Source organism: Luedemannella helvata, assembly GCF_039528415.1.
Lineage (GTDB): Bacteria > Actinomycetota > Actinomycetes > Mycobacteriales > Micromonosporaceae > Luedemannella > Luedemannella helvata.
Genome location: NZ_BAAALS010000009.1, coordinates 189228 through 200920, shown reverse-complemented (window position 1 = coordinate 200920; position 11693 = coordinate 189228). Strand labels below are relative to the sequence as shown.

Below are 11693 nucleotides of genomic sequence, written 5' to 3'. Positions count from 1 at the left end.
GCGGGCGGCTGCGCGGGCGACGGGACGTGGGCCGGCGGCGGGACATGGGCCGGCGGCGGCGCCGCGGCCGGGGCCGGCGCCCCGGCCGGCGGGTATCCGACCGGCGCCGTGGGCGGCGCGAACGCCGCGTACGGCGACTCGGACACCGGGGTCTCGTCCGCGTACGGCGCGTAGCGGTCGTCCACCGGCTCGTCGCCGGCGGGGGCGGGTTGCCCCATGGCCGAGGAGACCGTGCGGAAGCTGCCCGTACCGAAGTCGGCCGCCTGGCGCTGCACCGGCAGGCTCGGGGCGGGTGCCGCCTCGGCGAGCCCCAATTGGTCCAGGACGAACGCGTGCACCTCCGACTCGTAGCGGTAGAGCGCGTACCGGCCGGCCGGGCCGGCGTGCGCGGCGGCGCCCAGTTCGACCCGGAACAGGATCGGCCCGTCGCCCTCGGCCGCGTTCGCCCGCAGGCGGGCCACCCACTTCGCGGGCTCGTGCACCATGACGCGCGCGTCGTGCACGGCGCCCGTGACGAACAGCGCGGGTCGCCGTCCGCGGTGCCGCCGGCCCCGGTGGGTGTTCTCATACGGCGAGTACGCCGCGAGCAGCCCGAAGATCTCCGGTACCTGCGGGTCGCCCCACTCGTCGCGCTCGTTGATCGACAGCGGCATCGTGGGGTCCAGCATCGTGTTGAGCACGTCGACGAACGGCACCTCGGCGACGACCGCGCGCCAGCGGTCGGGCCGGGTCGCGAACGCGGCGCCCTGCAACAGGCCGCCCGCGGAGCGGCCGCGGGTGACGATGCGGTCCGGGTCGACCAGCGCCGGCTGGTGCGGCTGCACGCCGGCCAGCCAGTCGGCCACCGCGGCGTGGTCGGCGAACGTGTTCGGCTTGGCGGTCAGCCGGCCGGCCTGCCACCAGCCGCGTCCGAGTTCGCCGCCGCCGCGCGGGTGGGTCAGCGCGAACACGACGCCCCGGTCGAGCAGGCTCGGCAGGGCCATGTCGAACGACGGGTCGTCGCACGACTCGTACGCGCCGTAGCCCCACATCACGCAGGGCGCGGTGCCGTTGAGCGGGGTGCCGTGCCGCCAGGCCAGCGTGACCGGCACCTGCGTGCCGTCCGGGGCTTGGGCGTGGCGGCGCTCCGTGTGGTACGCGTTCGGGTCGTACCCGGGCACGTAGGTCATCTTGCGCAGCATCCGCTGCCCGGTGCGCAGGTCCACGTCGAACCAGCGCGGCGGCTCGATCAGCGAGTCCACCTGGATCGTCACGCTCGTCGCCCGGTACTCGAACTGGGTCGCGAGCGTGAGGCGCCCCGCGGCCGTCTCCGCGTGGATCTCGCGCTCCTCGCCGGAGGCGCGGTCGACGATCCGCAGCAGGGGGAAGCCGTCGCGGCGCAGCTCCAGCAGCAGGAAGTTGGCCAGCGCGTGGCACGCGACGAGGCGCTCGCCCGGCCGCGAGGGGGCGACCTCGCGCCACTGGTTGCGGTGCGCGGCCGCGACCGGCGCGCGCATGAGGCGGAACTCGGGCGCGCCGTCGTTGGTGACGATGTAGAGGTGGTGGTCGGCGTGGTCGACCCGGTACTCGACGCCGCGGCGGCGGCCGGCGAGCAGGCGCGGTGCCCCGGTCGGGGTGTCGGCCGGCAGCAGCCATGTCTCCGTGGTGTCGCGGCTCGCCGTCTCGATGAGCAGGTACGCCCCGCTCGTGCTGGCCCGGACGGTCACCTCGAAGCGCGCGTCCGTCTCCGTGTAGACCAGCATGTCCGATGTCGACGGCGTGCCCACCTGGTGGCGCCACACCTGGTACGGGCGCATGGCGTCGTCCGGCACGACGTAGAAGAAGTGGGTCGAGTCGCTGCTCCATGCGCCGCCGTAGTACGCCCGCGGCACCTCCTCGACGGAGCCCGCCACCTCCAGGTCGTCGGCCCCGGTCAGGTCACGGTCCGGCGACAGGTCGCGGAAGCGCAGGGTGAAGATCTCGTCGCCGGTCGTGTCGAACGCGTACGCGAGCAGGCGCCCGTCCGGGCTGACCTCGCGCACGCCCAGGCTCACGTAACCGGCCGCGTCGACGTCGTGGTCGCGCTCGTCGCGGTCGCCGTCGCGCGCCAGCTCGGCCTCGTCCAGCACGACCCGGCCCGCCACGGCGGGGTTGCGGGTCGACATGAACTGCCCGTACTCCTCGCCGGCGACCGTACGGCTGTAGTAGAAGAAGGCCCCGCGCTTCCAGCTGACCGACTCGTCCGTCGGCAGGACGCGTCGGTCCACCTCGCCGAACACCGTCTCGGCCAGGTCGGCCAGGTGCGCCACGGATTCGTCGTAGAAGCGCCGCTCGGCGCGCAGATGCTCGATGACGTCGGGATTGTCGCGATCGCTGAGCCACGCGTACTCGTCCACCCAGGTCTGCCCGTGCAGCGTGCGCTGGGTCGGAATGGTGGCGGCGACGGGCGCGACGGGGCCGACCTCAGCCGGTTCCTCGGTCTGCGTTTCGGCGGCGTTGGGGGTGACGTCGTGGGGCATGGCCGGACGTTATCGTGTCGCACAGAGTTTTCCAACGGGTACCGGATCGCGCCGCCCGCCGCTGTCGGGCAGCTGACGCGTCCTACTGGCGGAGGAACTCCTGCCGGTAGGTGAAGGTGTTCTTCGAACCGTCCTCGTTGGTTGATTCGCCGCCGCCCGTGGCCGACAACTGCGCCGTGCGGCACGTCACCGTGTCGCTGGTCAGGGGGCCGCCGTCCTCGGTGGCGGACTGGTCGGTCTGCCCGGGCGTCTTCCAGGTCCGGGTGACCTGGCCCACGGCGTCGGTGTAGTCGATCCGGTCGCCGGTCCGGGCCCACCTATAGGTGATCTTGCCGGTCTGCGTGTAGGACGAGCCGCCGCCGAGGTCGAACTCCATCTGATCGGTCTGCATCGAGCCCGTGCCGTCCTCGTTGAACGTCACGATCATCGAGCCCTTGCCCGTGTACTTCACGGTCTGTGCCGGGTTGGTGTAGACGATCGTCTCGGTGGTGAGCTGCCACACACCGACCACGCAGTCGGGGTCCTTCTTGCCCAGGGTCTGCACCGCGACGAACGCTCCGGTGCCGGCCAGGAGGGCGAGCACGGGCGCGGCGATGAGCAGCACGATCAGCCAGGTGCGCCGCGGCCTGGCCGGTGCCTGCGGCGGCCAGGGCTGCGGGTACGCCGGCTGGTAGCCCTGCTGCGGCCAGCCGGGGCCGCCGGACACGGGGCCGGCCTGCCCGGGCCAGCCGGGCGCCCCCGACGCCGGGCCGGGTTGCGCGGGCCAGCCGGGCGCCGGCGGGCCCTGGTAGGCCGGCGGCCCGGACGGCACGGGCGGTGCCGACTGCGCGGGCGGTCCTGAGTGCACCGGCGGTCCCGGATGCACCGGCGGCGCGGACTGCGCGGGCGGTCCGGAGTGCACGGGCGGTGCGGCCAGCGGCGCGTCAGGCGAGGCCCACACGTTGTCGGCCCCGGTGCCGGGCGTCGCGGCGGCCGGCGGCACCGGGTCTGCCGGGGCCAGCCCCAGCGCCCGCGCGTACGTGCCGACCACCCAGTCGGCCGCACTCGGCGTCAGGGAGTACTCCTCGCTGAGGATGCGGGACACGTTGGCGACCGCGGTGGACACGGGAGTGCCCTGGCCGACCTGGGTCGTGAGCCGGCCCCCCACTCCGGCGCCCGCCGCGGCCTCGACGATGCGTCGCTCCCGCGGCAGGTCGGCGAACAGGTCGGGCAGCATGTTGTCCAGGGCCGTACGGTCGTCGAGCACGCGCGGGCCGAAGTCGTTCACGAGCGAGCGCAGGTGCTCGGCGGCGTCGCCGGAGGGGTTGGACAGCGAGTCGGTCACCGTGCAAGTCTGCGGTGCCGGACCGTGCGCCACAACGGTCAGTGATCGATCAGGAGATCACGCTCGGGTCACAAAGCGGCAACCTGCCCGCACGGCCGGTGCGGCGCGCGCTCGCGGCGGTTTACGCTTCACCCGCTCGCGCGTCCGGGCAACACCATCGATGCGACGTCGGTGGATCCCCGGCCGTGCGGCACGACGCCGCCGTCGAAGCCATCTCGGCGGACAGTCCGGCGGTCGCGATGACCGCCGGGTGGTCGGCGGCGGGAGTACGGTTCGCCAGCTCGCAGACGGGAGCGCTCCTTGGCGTGCTGGTCGTGCTCACCGCCGCCCGCCAGATCCTTCGTCCCGTGTGGCCTGACCGGTCACGCGCGGGCGCTCGCGTGGGGCCAGGGCGCCATCGGCTCGAAGTCCTCACCCCGTTCGGCGGCCACCCACCAGCCGGTGTCCTCCACGTAGTGGGTGAACCAGGCGGCCAGGCTGGGCGCGTCGACGTACCAGGCGAGGTCCGGGTCGCCCGGGTTGGGCTCGAAGAGCAGCACCGTGGCGTCGTCGCTGCGGCAGTCGACGCACGCGTACATCCCGCAGCCCCACGTCATGATCGGCAGGACTCCCTCGGGCCACGCCCACTCGGAGCCCGCGTAGGTCTCCCGGAAGTCGAGGTAGGTGCTCACCACCGATCCCTCACCGTTGAGGGGGAGCAGGCACTCCTCCGGGCCGAAGCCGCCGTCGCCCACCTGCCGGTACGCCGCGGCGAGCAGGTCGGGCAGCGCGAAGCCGAGCCGCGTCCGCGCCGTCTCGATGGCGGCCGCGTCGACGCCGGGGGGCACGTCGGGGTCGTCCTCGGCCGCGCGGTGGGCGACCCGGGTCAGTAGTTCGGTGTCGTCGGTCACGGCGACATCGTGGCACCGGGCACCGACACGAAGTGTCGGGGGACCTTTCTAGTGTGGGCGCACACGAGGGGAGCAGGGCATGGCTGGTTCGGTGGTCGTGGACATCACGATGTCCGTGGACGGGTTCGTGGCGGGACCCAACGAGGGGATGGGCCGCGGCCTGGGCGAGGGCGGCGAGCCGATCCATAACTGGATCATGGGCGGCGAGTGGTCGTACGACAACGGCCCCACGTTCCAGGCGTCCGGCGCCGACCGGGCGGCCGTCGAGGCCCTGCACACCCGGTACGGCGCCGTGATAGTGGGCCGGCGCATGTACGACGTGGTGGACGGTTGGGGCGACGAGGTCGCCTTCCCGCAGCCGGTGTTCGTGGTGACCTCGCGCCCCCATCCGCGCCGTGAGGTGGGCACGTCGTCGTACACGTTCGTGACCGACGGCATCCAGGCGGCGCTGGAGCGGGCGCGACAGGCGGCGGGGCAGCGCCCCGTGGTGATCGGCGGCGGCGCGCGGGTCGTCCAGCAGTACCTGGCGGCGGGCCTGGTCGACGAGATCGCGCTGCACATCGCGCCGGTCCTCATGGGCGCCGGACGTCGCCTGTTCGAGCACATCGGCGACCACGTGCGCCGCCTGGAGATCGTCCGGGTGGCCGAGTCGCCGAACGCCACCCACCTGCACTACCGCGTCGGTCGGCCCTGACGGGGCGGCCGGCGCGGCCATGCACACGGCCGTCAGTGGTGGAACGCGGGCGACTGGCCCTCGGTGGGCAGCGGTCCGGTCAGCGCGTCGAGATAGTCCGCTTCCATCTTCAGGTCGGCCAGGAACGCCGAGGCCAGGTCGCGACTGAATCCGTTGCGTACCACCACGCGCTGCACGGTCAGCGAGGTGAGGTCGTCGGGCATGGGGTAGGCCGGGATGAGCCATCCCTTGCCGCGCAGCCGATCGGAGAGGTGGTAGAGGTTCCACTTGTCGGTGTGGCCCTTCTTCAGGCTCCACGCGAACACCGGGATGTCGCTGCCGTCGTTCCACAGGTCGAACTGCGGCAGTTTGGCGATCTCGGCCGACAGGTAGGTCGCCACGTCGTGCGAGGCCTGCTGCACCCGTTGGTAGCCGTCGAACCCCAGCCGCAGGAACAGGTAGTACTGCAACAGCACCTGGGCGCCGGGCCGGGAGAAGTTGAGGGCGAAGGTCGGCATCTCACCGCCCAGGTAGGACACCCGGAAGATGAGGTCCTCGGGCAGCGACTTCAGGTCACGCCACACCACCCAGCCGAGACCGGGATACACCAGACCGTACTTGTGCCCGGAGGTGCTGATGGACGCCACCCGGGGGACGCGGAAGTCCCAGTTCAGGTCGGGTTGGATGAACGGCGCGACGAACCCGCCGGACGCGCCGTCGACGTGGATGGGGATGTCCAGGCCGGTGGACTCCTGGACGCGGTCGAGGGCCGCGGCGATCTCGGCCACCGGCTCGTACATGCCGGTGTAGGTGACGCCCATGATGGCCACCACGCCGATGGTGTTCTCGTCGACGTACTTCTCCAGGTCGTGACCGTCGAGCACCTTGTGCTCCAACGAGATCGGCACCTGTCGCATCTCGACGTCGAAGTAGTTGCAGAACTTCTCCCAACACACCTGCACGGCGGTGGACATCACCAGGTTGGGCTTGTCGGTGGGCTGTCCGGCGGCCCGGCGCCGTAGCTGCCAGCGCCGCTTGAGGGCCAGCCCGCCGAGCATGCAGGCTTCCGACGACCCGATGGTCGAGGTGCCGATGGTGTTCTTCGCGTCAGGCGCGTGCCACAGGTCGGCGAGGATGGTCCAGCACCGCGTCTCGACCTCAGCGGTCGCCGGGTACTCATCCTTGTCGATCATGTTCTTGTCGAACGCGTCGTTGTAGAGCTTGCGGGCGTGGTCGTCCATCCACGTGCCGACGAAGGTGGCCAGGTTGAGTCGCGAGTTGCCGTCGAGCATCGCCTCGTCGTGCACGATCTGATACGCCGTCTCCGGCAGGGACTCGCTGGCCGGCAGCGAGTACCGCGACAGTTCCGTGGCCTCGCCGGGACGCGCGAAGACCGGATTGAGTTCGACGGTCTCGCGGGCGTCGACGTTTTCCAGGTGCAGGGTTACCGCCATGTCGCACTCCCGGAATAAGGGCAGCGATGGGTTCGGACTTTCGTGCTTCTCTTGAGGCTAGACATGCCCCGGGTGGGCACGCGGAAAAATCGACCGACGTCATTCATGGGCGAGGCTGGCTCTGTGACCTGCTCAGACACCGGTACCGGCCACGCTCGACGGCGGGTGCCGGGCGGTCCGGGCCGTGGTCGGCAGGTTCGGCGAATCGCGTCCTGGCGGGGCCGGCCGCACTAGGCTCGACATGTCAATGGCACTGCCACACCCGGCCGCTCGAGAAAGCGGGTCAGTTTCTTCAGCGACCTCCCGCCGAGGGCAGGGGAGACGGCACGGGGGTAGGTCATGTCCGATGTCACCACGTCCACCGGGTCGAAAACGCCCTCGACGGCGAAGATCACCGTCATCGGGCTCGCGCTGCTCAACATCGTGGCGGTCGTGAGTCTGCGTGGTCTGCCCGCCGAGGCCGAGTACGGCCTGTCGTCGATCTTCTACTACCTTTTCGCGGCCGTGTTCTTCCTGGTCCCGGTGTCGTTGGTGGCCGCCGAACTGGCGACCGGGTGGCCGGAGAAGGGTGGCGTGTTCCGCTGGGTCGGCGAGGCGTTCGGCGGCCGGTGGGCCTTCCTGGCGATGTTCATGCTTTTCATCCAGGTCACCATGTGGTTCCCGACCACGCTGACATTCGGTGCGGTGTCGCTGGCCTATACCGGCCCCAGAACCAGCTTCGACGAGAAGCTCGCCGGCAAGCAGTTGTTCGTCCTGGTCGCCGTCCTGGCCGTCTACTGGCTGGCCACCGCGATCGCCTGGCGCGGCGTCGGCGCGTTCGCCCGCATCGCCAAGTGGGGCGGCATCATCGGCACCATCATCCCGGCGATCATCCTGATCGTGCTCGGGTTCAGCTACCTCATCGCCGGCAACAGATCCCAGATCCAACTGGGCTGGGGTGACGTGATACCGGACTTCTCCAAGTTCAGCAACGTCGTGCTCGCCGCGTCGATCTTCCTGTTCTACGCCGGTATGGAGATGAACGCCATCCACGTCAAGGAGGTCCGGGATCCCACCCGCAACTACCCGATCGCCGTCATGATCGCCGCTACGGGCACGGTGATCATCTTCGTCCTCGGCACGCTGGCCATCGCCTTCGTCGTGCCGCAGGCCGACATCAACCTGACCCAGAGTCTGCTGACCGCCTACGACGACATGTTCACCTGGGCCGGCATCTCCTGGGCCGGGCCGATCGTCGCCGCGGCGCTGGCCGTGGGCGTGCTGGCCGGCATCGTCACCTGGGTCGCCGGACCGTCCAGCGGTCTGCTCGCGGTGGCCAAGGCGGGCTACCTGCCGCGCTTCTTCCAGGTCACCAACGCCAGCGGCATGGCCACCCACATCCTGTTGTTGCAGGGCCTGGTCGTCACCCTGCTCTCGGTGCTGTTCGTGGTTCTCCCGTCAGTGCAGGCCGTCTATCAGATCCTCAGCCAGCTCACCGCGATCCTCTACCTCATCATGTACATCCTGATGTTCACCGCCGCGATCTACCTGCGGTACAGCCAGCCCAACCGGCCCCGACCGTACCGGGTGCCCGGCGGCAGTGCCGGCATGTGGATCATCGGTGGCGCCGGGCTCATCGCCTCGCTGATCGCCTTCGGGTTCAGCTTCATCCCGCCCGGCCAGATCAATGTGGGCAGCCCCGCTCTCTACGTGGGACTGCTCGTCGGGCTGACCGTGATCGCCGTGGTCATCCCGTTTGTCATCTACGCCAAACGCAAAGCCCACTGGCGCGACCCCGACGCGAACTTCGCCCCGTTCACCTGGGAGGCCGAAGGAGTCCACCCGGGCATCCCGAACGACTCGGCCACCGAAACCAGCAAGGCCGTGACCGCCACCGCACCCGACCGGCACGCCGCCGGCGCGGCCTGAGCCGGCGGGGTCAGGCCGCCTGACCCCACCGGCGAGAGGTGTGGGTCAGCTGAACGCGGCCTGCGAGTGGGATCATCCTGGCATGACGGTGGCGGAGGATTTCGTGGCGGCGGTCGCCGCCGGCCGCGCGGCGGACACACCCCAGGAGTACGCCCGCGTCCGCGATCTGGCGGCGGCCGGCCCGCAAGCCCTGTCGCTGGCCGTCGCGCACGTCGCCGACCCCGACCCGGTGGTCCGGTCCACGGCCTGCCGCCTGCTGGGCGCGGTCGCCGAGCTGCACGACGACCTGCGGGCGGACGCGGCCACGGCGCTGCTCGACCGGGCCCGCGTGGAGATCGAGCCCGCCGTGCTGTGGTCGCTGGCCCGCGCGCTGGGCGACACCCGCGACGCCCGGGCGGTGCCCGTCCTCGTGGACCTGGCCGCACACGGCGACACGGACGTGCGCTACATGGTGGCGACGGCGCTGCCGTGGGTCCTCGGCGACGACCCCGACCCGGCCGGGCTGGCCGCGCTGCTGGCGCTCTGCCGCGACGACGAGGTCAGCGTGCGCGACTGGGCCACCTACGGGCTGGGCCAGGTCAGCGCGGCCGACGGCGCCGCCGTGCGCGCCATGCTGTGGGAGCGCGTCGCCGACGAGGACGAGGACGTGCGCGCCGAGGCGGTGCGCGGGCTCGCCCACCGCCGCGATCCGCGCGCCGTGCCGCTGGTCGCCGACCTGCTGCGGGAGCCGGAGTTCAACGTGTTCAACACGATCGCGGCCGGCCTGCTCGGCGACCCGTCGCTGGCCCCGCTGCTGGTCGCCTACGCGCCGGACGAGGACAGCGTCGCCGACCACCTGCGCGAGTGCGACCCGGACCGCCGTACCCGACGGGATGATTTTGCTTTTGATCTTTTTGACGCCGTCGCCGCCGGTCGCGGCGGCGTCGCCCTCTACGGGCGGCGCTGCGAGATCGGCCTGACGCTGGCGGTCGGTGAACGGACATGGTCGGTCGAGGAGCTGCTCGACGACACCGGCGGGGACTGCGGCCGGGCGGCCCGGCTGGTGCTCGACGAGCCCGCGACTTGACGATCTTATGCGACGATTCTACCGTTGACAGTATGACGCGACGGATCAGCATCAGCCTGCCCGACGACGTCGCCGCTGAGCTGGACCACGTGGACAACGCGTCGGCCTACATCGCCGAGGCGATCCGCCAGCGCCGGCGCCGCGAATCGGTGCGCCGGGTCGTGGCCGAGGCCGGCTACGAGATCACCGAGGACGGCATCGCCCGCATGCGGGACACGGTCGCGCGGCTTGAGGCCCGTCGCCGGTGAGCGAGGTCCGCCTGGTCCTCGACACATCCGCGCTGATCGCCTACGCCACCCTCACAGGCGTGGCCGTCGGCGAGCTGCTCAGCATGGTCGGCGAGGACGGCGGAACGGTCGCCGTGCCGGCCGCCTGCGTGCTGGCCGCGCACGCCGCTCTCGACGAGGACGGGCGTGGCCGACTGGCACGCCTGGTCACGGAGACCGACGTGGTGGCCGTCGTGCCGCTGCTGGGGGCCGACGCCCTCGACGTCGCGCGGCGCACCGAGGTCGTGTCGCCGCGGGTCGGCGGGCACGCCGTGCTGGAGGCGCAGCGCCGCGACGTGTTCCTGGCCACCTGCGCGGCTGCCGAGGCCGCCAAGGTGCTCGGCGGCGACGCCATCCTGGATCTCGGGGCGACCTGACCGCCCCATGATGGTCTGCGCGGCGCTCGGAATGGGTATGACGCCGGGCATGGAACTCGGTCTTGACCTCGATGGATACCGGGTTGTCGACGATGATGACGACGACCCCATACTGTTGCGCGCCGACGGCGGGGAGGTCGACACCTGGCGCGAGAGCTACCCCTATGACGAGCGCCTTTCCCGGCCCGAGTACGACCGGCACAAGCGCCTGCTCCAGATCGAGCTGCTCAAGCTCCAGAAGTGGATACGCGCCAGTGGCGAGCGGCTCATGATCGTGTTCGAGGGCCGGGACGCCGCAGGCAAGGGCGGCACGATCAAGCGCTTCATGGAGCACCTCAACCCGCGCGGGGCCCGGGTCGTGGCGCTGGAGAAGCCCAGCGAGCGGGAGGCCACCCAGTGGTACTTCCAGCGCTACATCAAGCACCTGCCCGCCGCCGGCGAGATCGTGCTGTTCGACCGGTCCTGGTACAACCGGGCCGGCGTCGAGCGCGTCATGGGCTTCTGCGACCGCCAGGAGTACCTGGAGTTCATGCGCCAGGCGCCCGAGCTGGAACGGATGTGGGTCCGCTCGGGCATCCACCTGGTCAAGTTCTGGTTCTCCGTGTCGCACGGCGAGCAGCGCACCCGCTTCGCGATCCGCCAGGTCGACCCCGTACGGCAGTGGAAGCTGTCGGCGATCGACCTCGCCTCGCTGGAGAAGTGGAACGACTACACCGAGGCCAAGCAGGCGATGTTCTTCTACACCGACACCGCGGACGCGCCGTGGACGGTGGTGAAGAGCAACGACAAGAAGCGGGCCCGGGTGGAGGCGATGCGGTACGTGCTGAGCCGCTTCACCTACGACGACAAGGATGACGAGGTCGTCGGCACACCGGACCCGCTCATCGTCGGCGAGGCCAGCCTGGCGGTGGACGTCAACGAGGCGCCCACCGTGTTCCCCACGCTATGAGGTGTAGACCGGCGCGGGCGCGCTGTCCTCGTTCGGCATGAGCAGCCACAGGATCGGGTAGATCAGGATCTGGCTGCCCGGCACCACCATGAGGATCAGCACGAACAGCAGCCGCGCGGGCCACGGGTCGATGCCGAACCGGCGACCGAGGCCGGCGACGACGCCGGCGAGCACCCGGTCGTGGCGGGGTCGCACGAGGCCCTTGGTCCGCATGGTGGCGTGCACGTCGTTCATAGCTCTGCGCTCCTTCGTTTCGCGTACCTCTACGGTGCGCGACAGGTGCGCCGA

Annotated in this window: 11 protein-coding genes; 6 read left to right on the top strand and 5 right to left on the bottom strand. The window is 71.1% G+C overall.

All coding sequences use genetic code 11. The features are described from left to right. The 3 genes from ABD191_RS11940 to ABD191_RS11930 form a co-directional block, all read right to left on the bottom strand. Positions 1–2498, bottom strand: a 2498-nt coding sequence (locus ABD191_RS11940) for a S9 family peptidase (RefSeq protein ID WP_344080149.1), incomplete at its 3' end; no start/stop codon positions are given. Between the two features lie 82 nt (positions 2499–2580). Then, the gene (locus ABD191_RS11935) at positions 2581–3822 is read right to left on the bottom strand and encodes a lipocalin-like domain-containing protein (protein ID WP_344080147.1); all 1242 of its coding nucleotides are present in this window, start codon (positions 3820–3822) and stop codon (positions 2581–2583) included. 362 nt (positions 3823–4184) lie between these two features. Next, positions 4185–4712 (bottom strand): SMI1/KNR4 family protein, encoded by a 528-nt coding sequence (locus tag ABD191_RS11930; RefSeq protein WP_344080144.1) that lies wholly within the window; start codon positions 4710–4712, stop codon positions 4185–4187. A gap of 79 nt (positions 4713–4791) precedes the next feature. Between ABD191_RS11930 and ABD191_RS11925 the strand changes: the two genes are divergently transcribed. Beyond that, a complete protein-coding gene (locus ABD191_RS11925) occupies positions 4792–5406 on the top strand; it encodes a dihydrofolate reductase family protein (protein WP_344080141.1) in 615 nt (204 codons plus the stop codon). A 32-nt stretch (positions 5407–5438) separates the two neighbouring features. Here ABD191_RS11925 and gad read toward each other — a convergent pair whose 3' ends face one another. Further along, on the bottom strand, positions 5439–6839 hold the full coding sequence (gene gad / locus ABD191_RS11920; protein WP_344080138.1) for a glutamate decarboxylase: 1401 nt from the start codon (positions 6837–6839) through the stop codon (positions 5439–5441). Positions 6840–7178: 339 nt separating this feature from the next. On the opposite strand from gad, the gene gadC reads away from it, so the two are divergent. From gadC to ppk2, 5 genes are all read left to right on the top strand, one after another. Further along, the gene (gadC, locus tag ABD191_RS11915; RefSeq protein WP_344080135.1) at positions 7179–8747 is read left to right on the top strand and encodes a glutamine/gamma-aminobutyrate antiporter GadC; all 1569 of its coding nucleotides are present in this window, start codon (positions 7179–7181) and stop codon (positions 8745–8747) included. 82 nt (positions 8748–8829) lie between these two features. Then, positions 8830–9813 carry a HEAT repeat domain-containing protein gene (locus ABD191_RS11910; protein WP_344080133.1) on the top strand — a complete coding sequence of 328 codons (984 nt, stop codon included), beginning with the start codon at positions 8830–8832 and terminating at the stop codon, positions 9811–9813. Positions 9814–9845: 32 nt separating this feature from the next. Next, positions 9846–10061 carry a hypothetical protein gene (locus tag ABD191_RS11905; RefSeq protein WP_344080130.1) on the top strand — a complete coding sequence of 72 codons (216 nt, stop codon included), beginning with the start codon at positions 9846–9848 and terminating at the stop codon, positions 10059–10061. Continuing rightward, entirely contained in the window at positions 10058–10456 is a 399-nt protein-coding gene (locus ABD191_RS11900; RefSeq protein ID WP_344080127.1) for a hypothetical protein, read from the top strand. The genes ABD191_RS11905 and ABD191_RS11900 overlap by 4 nt, the downstream gene beginning before the upstream one ends. A 49-nt stretch (positions 10457–10505) precedes the next feature. After that, positions 10506–11405 (top strand): polyphosphate kinase 2, encoded by a 900-nt coding sequence (gene ppk2 / locus ABD191_RS11895; protein ID WP_344080124.1) that lies wholly within the window; start codon positions 10506–10508, stop codon positions 11403–11405. Here ppk2 and ABD191_RS11890 read toward each other — a convergent pair. Further along, a complete protein-coding gene (locus tag ABD191_RS11890) occupies positions 11400–11639 on the bottom strand; it encodes a PspC domain-containing protein (RefSeq protein WP_344080121.1) in 240 nt (79 codons plus the stop codon). The genes ppk2 and ABD191_RS11890 overlap by 6 nt on opposite strands. Positions 11640–11693: the final 54 nt, after the last annotated feature.